Genomic DNA, 20680 nt, shown 5'->3' on the forward strand with positions numbered 1-20680 from the left:
GCGTGCCAAAAAAAAATAAGTTCAGACCTTTATTTATCAATGGTCTGAACCAATTTCTCGTTTACACACTCGCAGTTTTTTCATTACACACTAAAATTGTGTGCGGATTCATCATAATTTTTGATTTTGTTTTCTAAAAACATTTGGGTTAAATAGGCGATCTCATCTTCAGAAAATTTGATTTGATAATTTTTTTCAATTTGTAATAAATGGGTTCGTAAAACATCCATTTCAATTCGGTACCGTTTTTGAAAAGTAGCTAAGTTGACGAAAGTACGGGAAGGCTCCTTCTTCAATAAACTTTCTACCAAAAAGGCTAAATGAATGACTAATCCTGCATCGACGGTTGGTTCTACAATCACATGCAATTGATTTTGAATCTGATGAACGATTCGTTGCAGGCTTTCGATCAGATGATAGACGGACCCAACATGAGTTATCGTATTTTCCAATGAACGCACGATCTTTTCGATCGGCACTTCATCTGAAGCGATTCGTTTTAGCACATTCAAGCGATTGTCATCAAAAACATCATAGGCGGAGAAAAACGGAATGTTTTGATAATCGATCTCGACGGTGCCGGCAATAGCTTTGATCTCATATTCTTCTAGCAAGCCGTCAATATGTTTTTTGAAGGTTTCTTTTTCAATAAATTGCATTTGGATGATCTCGACTTTTGATTGATCGACGACGGGATAAATTCGTTGATAAAGTTTGGCAGCGACACCTTCCCCAGTAAAGCAAGTAACGATGACTGCCTTTTTATTTCCTTTTGCTTCACGAACCGTACGGAACTGTTCTTGTACGATGGTTTCAAAAGAACGCTGAATGTTTTGGTAGATATCTTCTAAACTGCGCCCACTCTCTGCCATCCGCAAAGCTTCTAAAACAATCATCGTGCTGACCATCGAAATAGCTTTCGTACGAATCCCCGTCTCTTCGGAAATCAAATTCGCAAATGAATTGAGGGAGCCCATATCGGTTAAAAGCAATAAGCCATTGCTCATCTTCTCTTTGTTTTCATCGATATAATTCAACAGCTGGTCATACATTTGCCCGACTTCCATATCCAAAGACATATTCATTGCCTTGCCATGGTCGGTCTCCAGCAGCTCTTGGGCTGTCTCCAACATACTGCTGGCAGTTGCCTTGCCATGCATCAAGACAATGATCTCGATTTTTTCAAGGGGCAATGGCGAAGGCTGTTTGACTTGAATCGCTAAAAACATACTGATAAAGCCGATTTCATCAAATGGGATCTCGACATGACGTTCCTCTTCAATGATCGTCGATAAATCCATTGCCACTTGAAATTCGGATTTTAAGTTTTTTCTAATCGTGTTCAAATCCGGATGAACGATCATATGTCCCTCTTTAACACGTTCCAGCGTACTTTGCAAATGCAACGCAAAGGCAAAACGGGCTTTTTCACTATAAGTTCGATCTAACCTCTGACCTGCCAAGTCATAAAGAACATTGGTCAGTTTCCAAATGTCTTCTGGAATCAACTCTTTATGAACAGGGTTTTGGATCAATTCTTCGACATATTTTTCAAAGTAGGCATCCACATCCTTAGAGATCAAGTTTTCTAAATCAACATTGGCTACACCGGTTTCAATCAGTGTGCTGACTTTTTCTTCGATCTCATTGTACACCTGCATATTCCGTTGCGGATCACGAGACCAGACAACATCTGGGTCGCCGGGTTCGAAACTCAGAAAGTCGCCTTTGCCATCTAAAAACCGATCCAAGCGTTCTGACATTTCTTTGATCTTCAACAGCCCTTTTTGAACTTGCAGTGAGCAATCGCCTTTTCGAATCAGGAGGTGTTTTTTCCCATAGGTCCGATAATGTAAGAATGCCTTCGCACAGACGAGTTTCAGGTCTCGCTTGATTTGACCGATGTTGCCTTCTGCATCATAGAGCATAAAGGCCAATATCGCATCTCGCTCGACATCGATCCGCTGATTTAGACGGGTCGCCTCTTGCTTGATAAACAAGGAAATGATTTCATACCGTTCATCTAGCGAACGACTTTCCACATTTGGCAAAGTAATAGCCATGGGAATTCGCCGATTGAAGGTCGTCAAAAAGGTTTCTGATGATTCAGTGGTGGCACCAATGATCTGCACGGCGGCTTCATGAACTTGGTTGCTTTCCCCTAATGGGCGGTAGATCCCTTTGTCAATGAAGGTAAAGAGCATTTCTTGGCCTTCTGGCGGCAGTCGATGGATCTCATCCAAGAACAATATGCCGCCATCGGCTTTTGCCATAAGTCCTGGACTATCTTCTGCAGCACCTGTGTAGGCCCCTTTTTTGATGCCAAAGATGTGACCAAACAACAACTGCGGATTTTGTGCATAATCCGCACAATTAAACGATACGAAAGGAGCATCTTTTTCTAACATATTTGATTCAACCGCAAAGTGATACATACATTCGGCAAATAAGGATTTACCGGTACCTGTCTCTCCAAAAATAATGGTATGGAGTCCTCTAGGCGGATATAAAATTGCTGCTTTGGCTTGCTGGATACTTACTTTTAAAGAAGCTTGAACCCCAACAAGACTTTCAAAACTCACTTCAGAGGAAACATCCACATGCACCGTTTCTTCTAATGGCTCATAAACGACCGGACGGCCGGAACGTTTGCCGATTTTCTTTTCTTTATAAAGCTCACTGAGATAACGGCTTGCATTGCTGCGATCGATTTGTAAGATTTTAGCGACGTCAACTGCGGTCAACCCTTGCTTATGCAGTTCGATCGTTTGAAAAATCTCTTCTTTTCGCGAATTCATTCGATAGCCTCCTCATTTTTTTACACACTAATAATAAACAACGTTAATGGTAACACAAAAAGACGCTCAATGGCGTCTTTTTCCTTTGTCTTTTTGCTTTTTCGTCTTTTTCTTGGTCTTTTTAACAGGAGTGTGTAATTTTTCAGATGTTTTCTTGGAAATTTTCTGCACACTTACTATTTTCGTTTCTTTCTTGCTTTCCTTTTCGATAACAGGTGCTTCTGTGTGTAATTGTCCCCCATGCAGATAGACTTCCTTGAGTTCTATGGACAATTGATTCGCGATTTTTTTCAAATCCTTCAACGAATGGTCTTGAACGATCGTGACGACGGTTCCTTCTTTGCCCATTCGTCCAACACGTCCTGCCCGGTGCAGATAGGATTCTTTTTCTAACGGGACTTCCGTATTGATGACATAAGGCAAATCCACCACATCTAAGCCGCGAGAGGCGACATCGGTCGTCAATAATTCTACTAGTTTTCCTTGACGGAAGCTCTCCAGTGCGCCTTTTCGGGCAAGTTTGTTTTGGTCAGATGCTAATGATGCCACCGGCAAGCCGTGAAACAGCAGTTTTTCTTCTGCATTTCCCATTGCGCTTAATTCATTGAAGAAAACCAAGGCTTGAAAGCTTGGTAAATGAGCAAAGCGCCTTAAAGCATCCACGATTCGTCGTTGCGGATAATTCAAATAGTAGTGATGGATCACGCCTTTGCTCTGATCTTCTTGGGTAACATCAATGATCAGCGGCTCTTTTGTCACCAATGGTCGAATCTCATCAATCACTTCGTTAGCGGTTGCTGAAAAGAAACTACGCTGGATTTGTTTTGGCAATGTTTGATTGATCTTGGCAGCCAGTGTGAAGGCCCCTTCTTTCAATAATTGGTCAACCTCATCTAATACCAACGATTGCAACTGCTGGGTCTTGATTTTTTTTGCTTTGATCAATTCTAACACTCGGCCTGGGGTGCCAATCAAGACCTCGGGCTTGTCTTTCAGTTTTTCCACTTGGCGTTTTGTACTTGCGCCACCAATTAGCGGCAGAACGGTCAAACCAATGGCTTGGGCCCATTCCCGGGCCACTTCTGTGACTTGCATCGCTAATTCTTGTGAAGAAGTCAAAATCAGCAACTGATTACCTTGCTTTGCCTCGACTTTTGTTAACAGTGGCAAGAGGTACGCCAAAGTTTTACCAGAACCGGTCGGTGAGACTCCAATGACAGACTCACCATCTTTTAAAGGGCCAAAGGTTTTCTCTTGGATCAAGGACGGTGCGTGATACCCTGCCGCCTGCCATTTTTCCTGCCAGATGTCTGGCAATTGTGTCAATTCAAATACTGTCATAAATGTTCCATTCCTTATTTTTTATCTGCATCAAAAATGATGCCTGCTTGTTTACGCATAAGAGCGATGGTTTCATTGACACTGCGAGCAAGTTCCACCCATTCCTCATACCGCTGTCCTTGTTGGGGATCATTTTTGTTTTCGATGATGTCTGCAAAGTCTTGTGCTTCTTCGATCATCGGGTTTTCTAAAGCACTTACTGCTAATGCCTGGGTTTGTTTTGTTTTTCGCTCATAAAATGCGGCTTCTTCGATGGCATTGACGGCATTTAGGTCTAATGTACCGTCTTCAAAATAGATTTCTGAACGCAACTCTGAATCAGCGATTTTTCCTGTTTGGATTGTGACATCAAAGTCAGCATAGCGCAACACTGCAGTCCCGATACCATCTACACCAGTCGGTAATTTACGGGCAAAATAATGAACATCTTGCGGTTTGCCAAACCAAGCGACCGCCGCATAAATCGGATAGACGCCCAAATCTGCTAAGGCACCGCCAGAAAAATGTGGAGAAAAAATATTTGGTTCCTCCCCAGCTAGTACAGCGTCATAACGAGACGAATATTTCATATAAGAAAAGTTCGCCCCAAGAATGGCACCGCGTGTCGGTAAGAATTCGGCTACAGTAGAAAAACTTGCTTCATGGATGTTGCGAGCTGCTTCAAAGAATAATACCTGTTGCTGATTTGCCAATTCGATGATCTCCGCCATTTCCTCAGGCGTTGAAAAGGCTGGCTTCTCCACAATGACATTTTTTCCTGCTAAAATACCTTGCTTGGCTTGTTCAAAGTGCAAACTATTCGGAGACGCGATGTAGACCGTGTCCATATGAGCTAAGCCAAAAAAAGTGTCCAGATCGGTCGCATACTCGATGTCCCCATATTTTTCTCCAAAACGTTGTGCCGTTGCTAACTTTCTTGAGTATACGGCAACCAATTGATAGCGTTTGGTTTCGTGGGCTGCTTGTACAAATTGATCGGTGATCCAATTTGTGCCGATAATCCCTAAATGAATCATGTTTTTTCCTTCTTTCTTCTATAGATTAGGGTCGTCAAAGACGACATTCAAATCAAAAGGGATTGGTTCTTTGACCGTGATCATCCCTTGGTTTACTTGGCAATTATAGGCAAACACTTCGACACCCTTGCTTTGCGCTTCAGCGATTTTAGTGGCCAGATCCGGTTGCATCTGTCGATGGATCGTGGCGATTTGCACCGCTTCAAATTGGATCATAAACAAAACCGCCGCATAATAGCCAGCTTCTTTGGCATGGATCAATTCATTGACGTGTTTCAAGCCACGAATGGTTGGTGCATCTGGAAAAGCACCGACTTGCTTGTTTTCAAGGGTCATTCCCTTGATTTCTAAAAAGCCTTTTTCTTGTTCATCTGTTTCAAAATAAAGGTCGAATTTTGATGTCCCATAGACAACTTCCCTTCGCAAAAGCGCGATTCTCCCTTTGATATTTGGCAACTGGATCGTGCCATCCAAGAGGCCTTCATAGCCTAAACGATTCGGTACTTGACTATCGATGTTGATCCATTGGTCTTGTTTCTTGACTGAGATCAAGTCGTAATTGGTTTTGCGTTTCGGATTGTCCCAATATTGCAGGGTAACAAGCGCACCTTTGTGCAAGAGCTCTTTTCCTCGTCCGGTATTTTTTACATGGACGATTACTTCTTGACCGTCAACGAGACATCGGGCAATGAACCGGTTGTCTCGCACGAGAAACGTGGCTAAAAGGGTATTCGGATAATTCATTTTCTCACCTGCTCTTTTGAATCATAGCATATTTTGATAAAAACTTCTAAACTTCAAACTAAAGTACCATGCTTTTTTACCTTCTCATGGTATACTTATGGCAATTATTTTCTAGTGCGAAAAAGTGGACACCTGTCCACAAGGCACAACTTGATGAATCGTAAATGATAGGACGTGTATAAATGAAGAAAAGGTCTATTTTGATTGGTTTATCTCTTGCAACGGGCGTGGTCAGCTCCTTGCTGTTGCGAAAAGAAAAACAAAAAAATGAGAATCGCCAGAATTTCATTGGTAATTGGCGTTTTACTTCCAAGACAAAAGAAGATGTCACGATAGAAATAGCCAATGATTATTCATTGACCATCGAAGGCAAGCCTTTGACTGCTTCCATCGTTGAATTGACTCCGATGCGGTTAGTTTTACTGGACACATTTGGCTATCATTTAGTTCTTGAACAAAAAGGCTCCGTCATTACTTTATATGATGAAGCAGAAGATTGCCACTATTCTTTGACAAAAATCATCTAAAATCGCTGAGAAAGCCAAGTTCATGTTTTCTTCACATTTTCTTCGGTCAATTCTCAGACTTTTTATCAGCATTTCTTGGCAATCCATGCTATCATTAACTTAACAAGTGGTTGAACAAGGTGTTCCGTTGAGTGATGTTTGATCGTTCATAGATTAAGGTGTAGGTTCGATTCCTACCTTCCACATTTATTTTAAATAGAAAGAAGGGATTTTTATGTTAACGACCTTTATTTCACTCTTTTCCATCTTTGCTTTAGCTGCATTGTTAGCTGGGACATTCTTTTTAGCAAAATTGGCTATGCAACAAGAAACGAAGGCGGTGAAAGTTCCCGTCAGAGTCCAAAACCAAAACCCGAGAATCCATTCCAATCGTCGCTAAGTGAATCAGTTTGACCCTATGTCAATTCACAAAAACTTGCCTTCTATTTTATAGGAAGGTAAGTTTTTTTGTTAGCTATTATTTACAGTAAACAACCTTAGTCACGTAACGTCTCAGTTTGTCTACTGAGGGATCGGTCTTACGCAATTAAATGCTAAGTTTTCTCTTAGAGTATTGCAACGGTGGATACTCTTTGTTAAAATTTTTGCTTAGATACAACTTTAAAGGAGCTACTACATATATGCAGAAAATAACCAAGTTCGGGTATTCCATCGTTGCTGCTTTGGCAATCCTCTTTGCTGCTGCCGGCTTATCCGTCGTTTCGTATGCTGATGATACAGCTATGAGCGCCGAAGAGATCCAAGATTTTTCAGTCGATGCAAAAGCCGCTTACTCCATTGATTTTGACACAGGCAAAGTGTTGTATGATCAAGATGGTGAGACCGCCATGGGCATCGCCTCCATCACCAAGATCATCAGTCTCTACCTTGTAGCTGAGCAAGTAGAGCAAGGAACCATCGCTTGGGATGATCCTGTCCCTATTTCAGATTATGCCGCGAATCTCAGCGTGTCGCCAAACTTATCGAATGTCCCTTTGCATCAAGACGTTACCTATACAGTAAAAGATTTGTATGATGCCAGTTATATCCAATCTGCAAATGCTGCAATCGTAGCGCTCGCGGAGCTGATTGCTGGGTCTGAAAGTGCCTTTGTTGATCAAATGCAAGAAAAAGTGCAATCATGGGGCATTACCGATGCAAAGATCGTTAATGCTTCTGGCTTGAACAATACTTATTTAGGGGACAATATCTATCCCGGGTCAACTTCCACTGACGAAAACGAACTATCCGCAAAAGATGTCGCCCTGATTGCTCGCCATTTGCTGCAAGACTTTCCAGACGTTTTAGAAGTAACAAGTCTTTCCACCAAACAATTTGGCGAAGGTTCCTATTCGCCTGTCGAGATGGTCAATTGGAACTGGATGCTTCCAGGTTTTACGAATACTAAAGATGGTGTTGACGGTCTTAAGACTGGTACGACAGATATGGCAGGCGCCTGCTTTGTCGGAACCGCCGTCAAGGATGGTCAACGAATTATCACCGTCGTGCTAAACGTTAATGGTCATGCGGAAAATCCAAGCGTACGTTTTATCGAAACAGGTCGGTTGATGGACTACTCCTTCGATGCTTGGGAACAAGTAGAAATTCTACCAGAAAATGCACAGTTAGAAGATACACAGACGGTGGCAGTCAAAGATGGGAAAGAATTGAGTGTTCCCGTTGCCTTAAATCAAGGTTTGACCTTATGGGTACGTGGAGATATGGATGCAACAGCCTTTGAAACAACCATTGACTTTAATGAGCATTATCGTGATTCTGCCCTGCAAGCGCCATTGACTGAGGGCACAGAAGTCGGTACTGTAAGTGCTTCGATTCCAGCTGATACGCTTGGTTATATTGATGCTTCTGATCATGACGAAACTGCAGGATTGGTCACAACACAAACGGTAGAAAAAGCCAACATCTTTGTTCGTGCTTGGCGCGGTGTGTCTACCTTTTTCGAGAATCTTTTTTAATCCAAACCAAAGAAAAAATCTGTCCTGAGCAAAGATTGCTTCTCGGACAGATTTTTTTTATTCTACCGTTTCCACCGTTGCTGCTGCCAAAGGCTCAACAGGGAAAAACAATTCAACTTCCCCTTCTTTAAAATGAGGAAGATATCTTTCTTGGATCGCTGCTGACAAGTGGACATTATTTTCTGGTAAAACTTCCATCAACATTTTTTCAGTCATCATGGTCAAGTTTTTTTCATCCGTTTTTACAACGAGATAGGTCATTGCGGGCATTTCCCAACGGACCCAACCGACGGGAGGAAAATTTTCTGTATGGACTTGAACGCCTGCCAAATAACGGCCGGTTTCTTGCCAAGGCTCTAACCAATTGGTGCCATCACTCATTAAGCCCCAAAATTCCAGTTCTTCTGCCTTTTGATCGCTCACTAGAAATTCGATCTCTTCAAAATCCTTTGTTGCAAGTTCCCATAGCGCTGGTACCCAAGAAGCTCCTTCTTCCGCTAATCCCTTGCCTTCTTTTCCGATCACATAAAAAGCGGGCCGTTCAACGCGAATCACTTCACCTAATTGCATGTTCCTTCCTCCTTCTTTTCTTCATTTTAGCGAATTGCAAGAAATTCAGCAACTTTGACCTTAGCAACAAGCAATTTTTGTCATTTTTCGGTATACTAGGTGTATCGTTAAAGGAGTGAAAAACATGGATTTTACGCAATTGCTGATTTTTGCCATCAGCTATTTGACGGGTGTGATCGTCGTTCAAAAGTGGCGCAAGAGTAAAGATGAGCCAGATATTTTCTTTTTTGAGTGCTGTTGGACGATTTTAGCCCTGCTGATTTATTTAGCCGTCTCAGAATTACGGACAGGCAGTTTCTTTATTCTAATACCAGTCGCCTTCGCCGGCCTTTTTTTATTTTCTTATCGGCGCAACAAGCACCGACTCGTAAATGGCTTGCTCTTTAATTTGTTTGTCTTAGCATTTGGTGGCTACCTAGTCATTAATCTATACCGAACACAAGATATTCTTGTAGGTGGTCTATTGGCTGTTTTGCTAGCGATCTTCTTTGCTGTATTATTATTCGGCTTAGCCATTCTCGTGGTCTTTCTTTACTGGAATTCCATTATTGTTTTACGAAGAGAGTCGCGATCAATCGCCAATCTATTGACCCTGATCTTAGCAGTGGTTTTGACCGTTTTATTATTTTCAGATACCCTTTTGCACTTTTTCCCGGATTGGATCCGAACCTTATTCGGCGTTGTTCCCCTAAGTCTGATGTATCTATTTGTGGTCTTTTTGAACTTTTTATCGATTTCAGTCATTTATCAGTTCAATCATCCTCGTTACAATCAAGATTTTATCATCGTCTTAGGAGCAGGTCTTTTGAATGGCACCACGGTCTCCCCTTTATTGGCCAAGCGTATCAATAAAGCAATCTCGTTCTACGAAGCGCAATTTAAAGCGAAAAAAACCGCTCCTCGGTTACTGATGTCAGGCGGCCAAGGAAGCGATGAAAAGCTGCCAGAAGCTGTCGCGATGAAAGAATATGCAGTTGCGCAAGGAGTGCCCGAAGGAGAGATTTTAGTAGAAACAAATTCCACGACTACTTATGAAAACATGAAGTTTTCGAAAGAAATCATGGATTCCTTAAAGCCAAATGGCTACAAAGTTATTTTTTCCTCCAACAATTACCATATTTTTCGTGCCGGTCTCTATGCAGATCAAGCACAACTTAAAGCGGATGGTATCGGAGCACCCACCGCCTTTTACTATTTACCAAATGCCTTCTTACGAGAATTCGTAGCGATCCTTTTTATGCACAAAAGACGACACTTAATGGTATTGATCACCTTACTGATCCTTTATGTAGGCGCAGCGATCCTCCAACTTATTTTTGGCTAAGCAAACAAAAAAAGTTCTTTGAACCGGCTGGTTCGAAGAACTTTTTTCTTATTGAATCGTACGATGTTTCTTCCAGAAACGTTGTTGCCATTTTTCTTTCATACTTTCTGTAAGTGGTTCTGATGCTTCTTTGATCGCACAATATTTGTCAACCATTGTGACAATATAGCTTTCTTTATAACGTGGCGGCGCAATCGTTGCTCCCCACATATGTTTCAAGATGATATCTTTTTCTAGATCACTTAGTTCAGTGATTTTTTCAGCATTTTTTACTGCAATTCGTGGATGCATATACGCATGGGTACCTTCATCAAACTTTGTGGTACGCCAGTCATAGTAGAATAAATCATGAAGGAGTCCTGCACGAGCTGTTGCACGAGCATCGCCGCCCCATTTCTTGGCCAATTTGTAACTATAATAAGAGACGCTGATCGAATGTTCCAAACGTGTGGAGTTCATATGCTGCACAAAGTTGGCTAATTTTTTTACAGCTTCTGTTTCTAACAGGTCAGCCACGTAAGACATATATTCGCTATCTTCTTGCCATTTTTCTGTCATAAATTTTTGTCTGCCACCTTTTTTTGATCTGCTTGATTGTTACAAGACAAAGTATAGCACCTATTCATCGAAGATTCTAGGTGAGGTGCAATAGATTCAAATAGTTTAACAGTTCCTTAAAAATCTATCTGACAGAAAAATACATCAAAATTCCGGCTGCAATGGCGACGTTCAATGATTCCGCCTGACCATAGAGGGGAATATACACATTTTTGTCAGTCAAAGCCAACAGTTCTGGGTGAACCCCTTGTCCCTCGTTACCTAAAATGAAGGCAGTTGTTTGTTCTTTAGGAAGCTCGGTATAAGGAACGGCTTCTTTATTTAATTCGGTGCCATAAATCGTCACGCCAGCTGAGCGTAGCTGCTTTAGAAATGGCGGGATCGCTCCTTCTAAAATCGGCAAATGATAGTTGCTTCCTTGCATGCTGCGTAAGACTTTTGTGCTGTAAAGATCTGCTGTTCCTTCGCCGAGAAACACCCCGCTAAATCCAGCAGCATCCGCTGTTCGAATCATGGTACCAACGTTCCCGGGATCTTGCACATTATCTAAAATCAACCAATTACCCGTCAGTGTCTGTAAGTTTTGCTCTTGCTTTTCCACCACGGCAAAAATTCCTTGTGGTGTTGGTAAATCAGAAAGCATCGCTGCGATCTCCTCTGTGATCAAATAGCTTTCTTCCTGATAATCATCGAGCTGCCCGTTGGCTTCGCTTAACCCTCGCGGTGTCACCAACAACGCTTTGATAGGTACTTTGGCCTGCAGCGCTTCTTGCACTAAATGCCAGCCATCGATCAAATACGTATTGGTCTGTGTACGGTGTTTTTTTTGTGTTAGTTTTTTGATTTCCTTGATAAAGGTATTTTTTTTCGATTGAATTTCTTTCATGTGGTCACCTCGATTTATTATAGCATGAGTCAATCGATCTAACTTGTTCTTTTACTGAAAAAACGCTATCATTATAAGCAGAGGAGGGATTGTCCATGAAGAAACTACGAATCCATGTTCAAGGGCGTGTCCAAGGTGTCGGCTTTCGTTATACCACGAAAATGCTTGCCGATCAGTTAGGGGTCACAGGATCTGTAAAAAATGAGGCAGATGGTTCTGTTTCGATTGAAGCAATGGGAGATGAAAAAATCATCGATGCCTTTGTTGCCGGAGTGAAAGATTCTCCTTCTCCCGCTGGAAAAGTGAACCAAATCGACATCCAACCAGACGATACCATTAAAGAACGTACTAGCTTTGATGTAGTCTATTATTGATAATTGAATGTTTTCTAAGTCGAAAGATTGATTTTTCAATGAATTTCTCTTTGTACATTGAAATAGTCGGTCTTTTTTAGTATAGTTATTTTTGTCTAAATTTATTGTGAAGAGGAAGAATAGAATGTCTAAAATGAATAAATGGCTGCTTTCATCAGGATTATTTGGCCTGTTATTAGCATTATCAGGCTGTGTCAGTACCAATGCTGATGGTACGCCGAAAGAAACAGGAATGATTTATCGCTTTTTGGTGAAACCTTTAGGTGATATGATCACGATGCTCGTTGAAAACTTCAACTGGTCTTACGGCTGGGCGATCATCGCCGTAACGATCGTTGTCCGCGTCATTATCTTACCATTAGGGATCCATCAGTCTCGAAAAACGATGATTCAAAGTGAAAAAATGCAGTTTCTGAAACCTCAAGTGGATATTGCACAAGCCAATTTGAAGAAAGCAACCACTCGGGAAGAACAAATGCAAGCGCAAGCGGAGATGCAAAAAATCTATTCTGAAAACAACGTCAGTATGTTTGGCGGTATCGGTTGTTTGCCTTTACTGATTCAGATGCCGATCTTCTCTGCCCTCTACTTCACCGCCCGTTACACACAAGGAATCCAAAACTCTGAGTTCTTTGGCGTATCATTAGGTGACCCCAGCATCCTCTTTGTGGCGATTGCTGGTATTTCCTACCTGGCACAAGGATACATCTCAACCATTGGGATTCCGGAAGAACAGAAAAAAACGATGAAAACCATGTTGATCGTTTCTCCATTGATGATCGTTTTCATGTCAATGAGTGCACCAGCTGGTGTGACGCTTTATTGGGTAGTCGGTGGGGTCTTCAGTTGTATCCAAACATTTATCACGAATGTCATCATGAAACCAAAAATTCGTGCCCAAGTCGAAGCAGAAATGAAAGCCAATCCGCCAAAAACGGTGGTTACGCCTCGCAAAGATGTAACTCCTGAAAAAACAGAAGCTGTCAAAAAAGCGTTGAACACGACAAAGCCTAGTGGAAAAGGTCGTAACGCAGGCAAGCAGCAACGTTAGTAATTCTTGACCAAATCGCTCAATGAGTGGTTTGGTTTTTTGTTGTTTTCAAATGGGAATCAGTTGCTTCTTCTTCTGCCTTTCGCTATAGTAAATGAGAGGTGAGCACATGTTTCAAGCATATATCAATATTTTTGTCATTTTCAGTCTCATGTTTATCGGTTATTGGTTGTCTTACAAACAATGGTTTTCTAATCGAACCGCCGATACGTTTTCAAAATTGGTATTAAATGTCTCATTACCAGCCAATATGTTTTTAACGATTATTAAAAATTTTACGAAAGATGAATTTCTTTCATTGGTTTCGGGGATGATCATCCCATTACTTTCCATGATGATCACTTACTTCGCTGGTTATTTATGGCGACGTTTCGCGCAAATTGAAGCCAAACACCAAGGCGCATTTTCCGCCATGTTTACCTTTTCCAATACGATCTTCATCGGCTTACCGATCAATTTAGCTATTTTTGGTGAAAAAGCCGTTCCTTATGTGTTGTTGTACTATATTGTAAATACGACATTATTTTGGACCATCGGTATTTTTGAGTTAGCAAAAGACAATCCTGATTTTGGTGAAGCCCGGATTTCCTTTCATCCATTGGTCATGCTAAAAAAGATTTTTTCACCAGCCTTGATTGGTTTCATCATCGGTTTAATCTGGATGCTATTCACCTTACCGCTGCCCTCATTTGTTGATGGCCTTGGAAGCTATCTAGCAGATTTGACGACACCCTTATCAATGTTTATTATCGGAATCATCGTCTACTTTGGGGGACTCAAAAATTTGCGAATGACGAAAGACATTGTCGGTGTTTTGTTTGGTCGTTTCGTTCTTTCGCCCCTCGTTGTGTGGCTGTTAAGCAGAATCATCCCTGTTCCTGAATTGATGCTTTCTGTGTTTATTATTCAAGCCTCTATGCCCGTCCAAAACTCTGTCCCGATCCTTGTACGAAACTACCAAGGGGATGAAGAATTTGCAACTTCATGTCTAGGCTATTCCGTCTTACTGTACATGGTGTATTTGCCTGTTTTGCTTTTTTTCTTTTTTTAGCTATTTAAAACTTTGTCGAAAAATACTCGTTACCAAAGGCATTCGCTTCTTTCGGTAACGAGTATTTTTCTCCTCTTTGTATGGTAAAGGTTCGATTGATTCGCTACCAAGGCTGGCCCCTATGATTTCCCACAATAGACCACGATCTTTCTGATTTTCGTCAGATTGTGGCTGCTTAGATCGATTTCACAAACAAGACAAAAAAGCACATCATGCAGAAACTAGCTATACTAGCCATTATGATGATGTGCTTTTTTTTATCTTAAGTGAACAGCCGGTGGTTTACAACATATCAAACAACGACAACTGATTTTCATCAGGTAAATCTTTTAGAACACCGTTATCCGTCATGTATTCAATCAAAGTCTTAGAAACTTTCCCGCGATTGGCGAGATCTTCTTTCGATAAGAAAGGACCATTTTTCCGTGCTTCCACGATTTGTTTCGCTACGTTTAGTCCCAAACTCGGTACTGCTCGAAATGGTGCGATCAATTTTTTTCCGTCGATCACGAAGTTTTCCGCATCCGATTTATACAGATCGATCATCCCAAATTCATAACCGCGCTCTAACATTTCATTGGCTAACTCCAGAACGGTTAACAGATTCTTTTCTTTCGTTGACGCATCCAATCCTTTGTCAGTGATTTCTTGCATCCGTTCTTTTACGGCGTCTTTTCCTTTTGACATGGCAATCAAATCAAAATCATCCGCCCGGACAGAGAAATAAGCACAGTAATAGAGAATTGGGAAGTACACTTTAAAGTAAGCCACCCGCAACGCCATCAAAACATACGCCGCCGCATGGGCTTTCGGGAACATGTACTTGATCTTCGAACAAGAATCGATATACCATTCAGGGACATTGTTCTCCCGCATCGCTTGCAAGTAAGTGTCCCGCAAGTCGTCAGGGATCTTGTTCCATTGCCCTTTACGAACCGTCTCCATGATTTTAAAGGCCATCCCGTCATCTAAGCCAGCATGGATCAAATACACCATGATATCATCCCGACAGCCGATTACTTCTGCTAGACTGGCATCTCCGCGACGAATCAGTTCTTCGGCATTACCCAACCATACATCGGTACCATGGGAAAGACCAGAGATCTGCAAGAGCTCTGCAAACGTCGATGGATGGGTTTGATCCAACATCCCCCGCACAAATCGGGTCCCAAATTCTGGGATGCCTAATGTACCTGTTTTGGAGTAGATCTGCTCTTCAGTCACACCTAGCACGTCCGTACCACCAAAAATACGCATCACTTCCGGATCATCCGTGGGGATCGTTTTAGGATCGATTCCTGATAAATCCTGCAGCATCCGAATCACCGTTGGGTCATCGTGTCCCAGGATATCCAGTTTTAAAATATTGTCATGAATGGAATGGAAATCAAAGTGGGTCGTTTTCCATTCTGAATTTTGATCATCTGCTGGGTATTGAATCGGCGTGAAATCATAGACATCCATATAGTCTGGAATAACGATGATTCCCCCCGGATGCTGACCAGTTGTCCGTTTGACGCCAGTTGCACCCTTAGCCAATCGATCGACTTCAGCTGCTCGATAATGGAGATTATGATCGCGCTCAAAGCCTTTTACGAAACCGAAGGCTGTTTTATCGGCTACTGTACCGATCGTTCCGGCACGATAGACATATTCTTCGCCGAAGAGCACTTTCGTATAGTTATGGGCCTCTGGCTGATATTCCCCAGAGAAGTTCAAATCGATATCGGGGACTTTATCGCCATGGAAACCAAGGAAGGTTTCAAAAGGAATATCATGGCCATCTTTGTTCAGACGTGTGCCGCATTTTGGACATTTTTTCTCTGGCATATCATAACCAGAACCATACGAGCCGTCTTCGTAAAACTCAGAATACTGGCAATCGGGACAATAATAATGAGGGGCTAATGGATTGACCTCAGTGATCCCAGTCATCGTTGCTACGAAACTAGAACCGACTGATCCCCGTGACCCTACTAAGTAGCCGTCTTGATTGCTTTTATGAACCAGTTTTTGTGAGATCAAATAGATCACGGAAAACCCATTCCCAATGATCGAATCAAGCTCTTTTTTCAAACGTTTTTCCACAATTTCTGGTAATGGATCACCGTATAGCTCTTTGGCACGGTTGTAACTCAAGTCGGTGATCTCTTGTTCAGATCCGGGAATCTTTGGTGTATACAGATCATCTTTTACCGGAATGACTTTTTCACAGAGATCAGCGATTTTATTTGGGTTCGTCACCACAATTTCTTTCGCTACTTCCGGACCTAAAAACTGAAAAGCGGTCAGCATCTCATCGGTTGTTCGGAAGTGTACATCCGGTAAACTATGTCGATTCAAGGGATTGGCGCCCCCCATCGAATTGATCAAGACCTTACGATAAATGGCATCTTCTTCGTTCAGGTAGTGGGCATTCCCAGTAGCAACAACGATTTTTCCTAACTCTTCACCCATTTGGATCAAATTCCGAATAATGTCTTCTAGGTCTTTTTCGCTTTTCACGAGCTCCGTTTCTAGGAGATGGGCATAAACTGCTTTGGGCATGACTTCGATATAGTCATAAAACTTAGCAAGTTCCCGCGCTGCATCAACCCCTTTTTGCATCATTGCGACAAAGACTTCCCCTTTATCACAAGCGGTTCCGACTAACAATCCTTCCCGCAATTTCACCAATTCTGAGCGCGGGATCCGCGGGACTTTATCATGGAAGTACTTCACATTCGACATCGAGATCAGCTTGAATAAATTCTTCAATCCCGCCTGTGTTCGGGCTAAGATCGTGGCATGGAAAGGCCGAGCTGCTTTATAGGAGTTCTCGCCCCCAACGTGTCGGTTCAAATCTTCGTGCAGCAGCATGTCATGTTTTTCCATCGCTTCTTTGACAAAGATCCACGCTAAATGACCGGTTGCCTCGGCATCGTAGATCGCTCGGTGATGTTGCTCCAAACTAACGCCGAATTTTTTGGAAAGGACACCTAAACCGAATCGCTTAAACTCTGGATACAAATAACGAGCGAGTTCCAATGTATCAATGACGGGATTTTCTGCTTCTGGAATACCGTATTTTCGATAACTTGTATTTAAGAAGCCCATATCAAATGACGCATTGTGGGCAACTAGAATGGCTCCTTCAGAAAACTCACGGAACAAACGTAAGACTTCTTCTTCCGATTTTGACCCCCGAACCATTTCATCGGTGATCCCCGTCAATTCTACGGTCGTTCGTGATAAAGGATGGCCAGGATCGATGAATTCATCAAAGGAGCCTTCCACGTTGCCTTTATGCATCCGCACAGCGGCCAATTCAATGATGGTGTCGTACACTGCAGACAATCCGGTGGTCTCCACGTCAAACACGATATAAGTGGCATCAGTCAGTGGGACAGGCTTCGGATTATAGGCAACCGCTACCCCGTCATCCACGATATTGGCTTCCACACCGTAAAGAATTTTTACCCCGGCTTTTTCTCCGGCGTGATGGGCATCAGGAAACCCTTGTGCGCCACCATGATCGGTGATCGCAATCGCCTTATGGCCCCACTTGCCAGCTTGAGCGACAAAGTCTGCCACATTGTTGGTTGCATCCATCGTACTCATATTTGAATGCAGGTGAAGTTCGACCCGTTTTTCGCCTTCAGGTGCATAATCTTTGCGGGCCTCGTGTTTGACTTCCAGCAAATCTTGTGCATTCATAACGAGATCTCGCATAAAAGTATCTTCTTGAACACTACCACGCACTTTGACCCAACTACCTTTCGCAATGGCATCAAAGACTTGTTCATCTTTTTCATTATTGGAGAATTTTTTCACACTAAACGACGACGTATAGTCGGTGATTTTCAAAATCAAAATCTTCCGTTTTGAACGCAATTCTCGAACTTCTTTATCAAAGACATACCCTTGGATCGTAACTCTGCGTTCTTCCTCAATGATATTGATCATCGGTGTCACAGGTTCATCGGCAGGAATATTACGTCCCAAGGCAATTGGTCCGTCAAATTCGACTGTTTTGACTTCTTTTTTGCGTTGCTCGTGGGCCATTAAGTTCTCAGCGGCTTGCAATTGGAAGGCTGCCGTTTGTTCTTCTTTTCGTGCTTCAAGTTCTTTCAAGGCTGCCTCAGCCTGTTCTTTGTCTAGCTGCGGCAAGATCCGAAATTTTTGAAACCCGAAAGTCCCATAATTTTCCTCAATGATCGGTAAGTACTGTTGCTGCAAAATCGTGATGACCGCATCATTGTTGACGGGTAAAATCACTTTGTTCTCTTGAATCATAGGCATTTGATTTTTAATCACTTGATGAACTAACGGCCGATCACAATTTTGATTGGCTAACGCTAATGGCCAGTATTCTTGAATGAACTGCTCATCGAAGGAACCATCTTGAGCTTCAATGACAATGCGAACTTCCGCGATCTCTTTAAACGCTAGTTCAATGTGTTGTTTAAAGGATTGATACACCATCACCGGTAATAAACGTTCAAATTGGAAATAAAACGTCCACGCTTTTGATTGTCGATGCACGGTTACTTGTCTGATTTGGGCAGTCTGCATCAACGGATGCTGCCGAAGATTTGGGGCAGCTGCAATTTGGTCTAATAATATCTCAAAGGTCTCTCTTTCTTTTGACAATTGAAGATCCTCCTTTTCTCAGTACTCACTAGTATACCTCTTTTTGTCTTCACTTTCATTAAAAAATCGAGAAAGGATTTCCTCTCTCGATCTACCATTTGTTCCGATTTATTCTTGGTTGGCTAATAAAATCGTCAAGGTCGAAGCGACTTCTTCTTTCCTCACTTCAACGGTTGCGCCAGTATGCTTGATTTTGATCTCCACGATGCCTTCTACGGCTTTTTTACCGATGGTCAAGCGAATCGGACAACCAATCAAATCGGCATCTGCAAATTTGACCCCTGCACGTTCATTGCGGTCATCCACCAATACTTGATAGCCGACTTGGTTCATCATTTCTTCTACTTCTTCACTTAAGGCATTTTGATAGCTATCTTCAATCGACGTTTGGATGATATGCACATCAAATGGGGCAATTTCTTGGGGCCAATCGATCCCAAACTCATTGCCGTATTGTTCGACGATTGTTGAAAGCAGCCGAGAAACGCCCAGACCATAACAGCCCATGATGATTGGTTGTTCATCGCCATTTTCATCGACAACCGTCGCTTCTTGGGCCTCGCTGTACTTGGTTCCTAACTTGAAGATATGCCCAACTTCGATTCCTCGCGTAAAGGTTAAGGTTCCTTTTCCATCTGGGGAAGGATCGCCTTCTTGAACCAAGCGAAAATCGGCAAAGGCTAGTGGTTGAAAATCACGGCCTACATTTGCATTGAGAAAATAGCTCTGTTTTTCTGCCGCTGGGACGATCAGATTCGCCATATCTTGGACATGCTGATCCGCATACAATTGGATCGAATCAGCAAGCTCAATGGGGCTGCGAAGTTGTGTGTCACTGGTCAGATAGGACTCGGCTTCTTCAGCAGTCAGGACCTTCACTTGATCAGCCGCTAAAAAATGCTTGATTTTTGTTTCATTGAGACTGTGATCACCTCGAAGCAATACCATAATGACTTGCTCGTCAACGAGCAGCAAAAATACTTGAACGATTTTTTGCAAATCCGTATCGTATGTTTTCGCCAGTTCCTCTAACGATAATGATTCTTTATGAACGACTTTTTGTAACTCTAAGTAGGTCTCATGAGATTTTTTAGCGATATACTGACTAGTTGCTAGTTTCCAATTGGCGACATAGTCGCTTTCAGTCGAATAACAGATCAGCTCTTCGCCGATTCCAGACAATGCCAAAAACTCTTTTGAATCTCGGCCACCCATCAAGCCATTATCCCCGACCACTGCCCGATACTCGATCCCACAGCGTTTCAATATGGCATGGTAAGCCATTTCGTAGCGATTATAGGTTTGATCTAAGCTGGCTTCATCGGCGTGAAAAGAATAGCCATCTTGCATGATAAATTCACGGCTGCGAATCAATCCAAAACGCGGCCGCTGTTCGTCCCGATATTTCGTTTGGATCTGATATAAGCTCAAAGGCAGCCGCTTATAAGACGTGATCTCGTTTTTGATCAATGTCGTGAACGGCTCTTCGTGAGTGGGCCCTAAAACGATCTCTCGTTCGTTTCGATCCGTCAACCGATACAAAGACTCACCATACAATGAGGCCCGTCCAGACTCCTTCCATGGTTCATACGGAAGCAAAGAAGGCATCGCCATCTCCACAGCATCGATTTCTGCCAGCTCCTCACGAATGACCCGTTTGATCTTTTCTAACACCCTTTGAGCTAATGGCAAGTAGACATAGATGCCTGCCGCCACTTGTCGAATATACCCTGCCCTAACTAACAGTTGATGACTTAACGTCTCCGCATCGCTGGGGGTTTCCCTCAATGTCGGAATCAAACATTTTGACTGTTTCATTTTTTTCTCCTTTGCTACAAAAAATCATGTTCACC

16 protein-coding genes are annotated in these 20680 nt (G+C 42.5%); 7 read left to right on the plus strand and 9 right to left on the minus strand.

What is annotated here, in order from left to right; genetic code table 11:
* Window positions 1–83 precede the first annotated feature (83 nt).
* The 4 genes from ACIPK1_RS14275 to sfsA all read right to left on the minus strand — a co-directional run bounded on the left by ACIPK1_RS14275 (window position 84) and on the right by sfsA (window position 5899).
* Window positions 84–2798 carry a sigma 54-interacting transcriptional regulator gene (locus ACIPK1_RS14275; RefSeq protein WP_301389321.1) on the minus strand — a complete coding sequence of 905 codons (2715 nt, stop codon included), beginning with the start codon at window positions 2796–2798 and terminating at the stop codon, window positions 84–86.
* Window positions 2799–2864: 66 nt separating this feature from the next.
* Entirely contained in the window at window positions 2865–4139 is a 1275-nt protein-coding gene (locus ACIPK1_RS14280) for a DEAD/DEAH box helicase (protein WP_008381137.1), read from the minus strand.
* Window positions 4140–4153: 14 nt separating this feature from the next.
* Window positions 4154–5155 carry a Gfo/Idh/MocA family protein gene (locus ACIPK1_RS14285; RefSeq protein ID WP_008381134.1) on the minus strand — a complete coding sequence of 334 codons (1002 nt, stop codon included), beginning with the start codon at window positions 5153–5155 and terminating at the stop codon, window positions 4154–4156.
* 18 nt (window positions 5156–5173) lie between these two features.
* A complete protein-coding gene (sfsA, locus tag ACIPK1_RS14290) occupies window positions 5174–5899 on the minus strand; it encodes a DNA/RNA nuclease SfsA (RefSeq protein ID WP_016613175.1) in 726 nt (241 codons plus the stop codon).
* A 182-nt stretch (window positions 5900–6081) separates the two neighbouring features.
* On the opposite strand from sfsA, the gene ACIPK1_RS14295 reads away from it, so the two are divergent.
* The 3 genes from ACIPK1_RS14295 to ACIPK1_RS14305 all read left to right on the plus strand — a co-directional run bounded on the left by ACIPK1_RS14295 (window position 6082) and on the right by ACIPK1_RS14305 (window position 8381).
* Window positions 6082–6426: a DUF4828 domain-containing protein gene (locus ACIPK1_RS14295; RefSeq protein WP_008381130.1), complete on the plus strand. Its 345-nt coding sequence runs from the start codon at window positions 6082–6084 to the stop codon at window positions 6424–6426.
* A gap of 214 nt (window positions 6427–6640) precedes the next feature.
* Entirely contained in the window at window positions 6641–6805 is a 165-nt protein-coding gene (locus tag ACIPK1_RS14300; protein WP_008381128.1) for a hypothetical protein, read from the plus strand.
* A gap of 241 nt (window positions 6806–7046) precedes the next feature.
* Complete coding sequence (locus tag ACIPK1_RS14305) at window positions 7047–8381, plus strand: serine hydrolase (RefSeq protein WP_144330403.1); 1335 nt, start codon at window positions 7047–7049, stop codon at window positions 8379–8381.
* 57 nt (window positions 8382–8438) lie between these two features.
* Here the strand turns inward: ACIPK1_RS14305 and ACIPK1_RS14310 are convergent, their stop codons facing one another.
* Window positions 8439–8951 (minus strand): GyrI-like domain-containing protein, encoded by a 513-nt coding sequence (locus ACIPK1_RS14310; RefSeq protein ID WP_008381124.1) that lies wholly within the window; start codon window positions 8949–8951, stop codon window positions 8439–8441.
* 124 nt (window positions 8952–9075) lie between these two features.
* Here ACIPK1_RS14310 and ACIPK1_RS14315 point away from each other — a divergent pair, with 124 nt between their 5' ends.
* Window positions 9076–10275: a YdcF family protein gene (locus tag ACIPK1_RS14315; protein WP_008381122.1), complete on the plus strand. Its 1200-nt coding sequence runs from the start codon at window positions 9076–9078 to the stop codon at window positions 10273–10275.
* Between the two features lie 48 nt (window positions 10276–10323).
* On the opposite strand, the gene ACIPK1_RS14320 is transcribed toward ACIPK1_RS14315, so the two are convergent.
* Window positions 10324–10833 (minus strand): HD domain-containing protein, encoded by a 510-nt coding sequence (locus ACIPK1_RS14320; protein ID WP_005236965.1) that lies wholly within the window; start codon window positions 10831–10833, stop codon window positions 10324–10326.
* A 124-nt stretch (window positions 10834–10957) separates the two neighbouring features.
* Window positions 10958–11719, minus strand: a complete 762-nt coding sequence (locus ACIPK1_RS14325) for an RNA methyltransferase (protein WP_008381120.1) — start codon at window positions 11717–11719, stop codon at window positions 10958–10960.
* A gap of 95 nt (window positions 11720–11814) precedes the next feature.
* Between ACIPK1_RS14325 and ACIPK1_RS14330 the strand changes: the two genes are divergently transcribed.
* The 3 genes from ACIPK1_RS14330 (at window position 11815) to ACIPK1_RS14340 (ending at window position 14195) form a co-directional block, all read left to right on the plus strand.
* Complete coding sequence (locus ACIPK1_RS14330) at window positions 11815–12093, plus strand: acylphosphatase (protein ID WP_005236969.1); 279 nt, start codon at window positions 11815–11817, stop codon at window positions 12091–12093.
* Between the two features lie 124 nt (window positions 12094–12217).
* Entirely contained in the window at window positions 12218–13144 is a 927-nt protein-coding gene (gene yidC / locus ACIPK1_RS14335; RefSeq protein WP_086299625.1) for a membrane protein insertase YidC, read from the plus strand.
* Window positions 13145–13253: 109 nt separating this feature from the next.
* Entirely contained in the window at window positions 13254–14195 is a 942-nt protein-coding gene (locus ACIPK1_RS14340) for an AEC family transporter (protein ID WP_061053921.1), read from the plus strand.
* A 282-nt stretch (window positions 14196–14477) separates the two neighbouring features.
* On the opposite strand, the gene ACIPK1_RS14345 is transcribed toward ACIPK1_RS14340, so the two are convergent.
* Both ACIPK1_RS14345 and ACIPK1_RS14350 read right to left on the minus strand, forming a co-directional pair.
* Window positions 14478–18827, minus strand: coding sequence for a PolC-type DNA polymerase III (locus tag ACIPK1_RS14345; RefSeq protein WP_005236975.1), 4350 nt, complete (start codon window positions 18825–18827; stop codon window positions 14478–14480).
* Window positions 18828–18935: 108 nt separating this feature from the next.
* Window positions 18936–20645 (minus strand): proline--tRNA ligase, encoded by a 1710-nt coding sequence (locus ACIPK1_RS14350; protein ID WP_400451217.1) that lies wholly within the window; start codon window positions 20643–20645, stop codon window positions 18936–18938.
* Window positions 20646–20680 lie beyond the last annotated feature (35 nt).

Source organism: Enterococcus sp. NPDC086594 (genome assembly GCF_044746145.1).
Classification (GTDB): Bacteria; Bacillota; Bacilli; order Lactobacillales; family Enterococcaceae; genus Enterococcus_D; species Enterococcus_D entomosocium.

Coding starts and splice junctions, on each gene's coding strand:
- ACIPK1_RS14350 (WP_400451217.1), bottom strand. CDS start 20,645: ATGAAACAGTCAAAATGTTTGATTCCGACATTGAGGGAAACCCCCAGC.
- ACIPK1_RS14315 (WP_008381122.1), top strand. CDS start 9,076: ATGGATTTTACGCAATTGCTGATTTTTGCCATCAGCTATTTGACGGGT.
- ACIPK1_RS14340 (WP_061053921.1), top strand. CDS start 13,254: ATGTTTCAAGCATATATCAATATTTTTGTCATTTTCAGTCTCATGTTT.
- ACIPK1_RS14300 (WP_008381128.1), top strand. CDS start 6,641: ATGTTAACGACCTTTATTTCACTCTTTTCCATCTTTGCTTTAGCTGCA.
- yidC (WP_086299625.1), top strand. CDS start 12,218: ATGTCTAAAATGAATAAATGGCTGCTTTCATCAGGATTATTTGGCCTG.
- ACIPK1_RS14310 (WP_008381124.1), bottom strand. CDS start 8,951: ATGCAATTAGGTGAAGTGATTCGCGTTGAACGGCCCGCTTTTTATGTG.
- ACIPK1_RS14320 (WP_005236965.1), bottom strand. CDS start 10,833: ATGACAGAAAAATGGCAAGAAGATAGCGAATATATGTCTTACGTGGCT.
- ACIPK1_RS14295 (WP_008381130.1), top strand. CDS start 6,082: ATGAAGAAAAGGTCTATTTTGATTGGTTTATCTCTTGCAACGGGCGTG.
- ACIPK1_RS14275 (WP_301389321.1), bottom strand. CDS start 2,798: ATGAATTCGCGAAAAGAAGAGATTTTTCAAACGATCGAACTGCATAAG.
- ACIPK1_RS14305 (WP_144330403.1), top strand. CDS start 7,047: ATGCAGAAAATAACCAAGTTCGGGTATTCCATCGTTGCTGCTTTGGCA.
- sfsA (WP_016613175.1), bottom strand. CDS start 5,899: ATGAATTATCCGAATACCCTTTTAGCCACGTTTCTCGTGCGAGACAAC.
- ACIPK1_RS14325 (WP_008381120.1), bottom strand. CDS start 11,719: ATGAAAGAAATTCAATCGAAAAAAAATACCTTTATCAAGGAAATCAAA.
- ACIPK1_RS14330 (WP_005236969.1), top strand. CDS start 11,815: ATGAAGAAACTACGAATCCATGTTCAAGGGCGTGTCCAAGGTGTCGGC.
- ACIPK1_RS14285 (WP_008381134.1), bottom strand. CDS start 5,155: ATGATTCATTTAGGGATTATCGGCACAAATTGGATCACCGATCAATTT.
- ACIPK1_RS14280 (WP_008381137.1), bottom strand. CDS start 4,139: ATGACAGTATTTGAATTGACACAATTGCCAGACATCTGGCAGGAAAAA.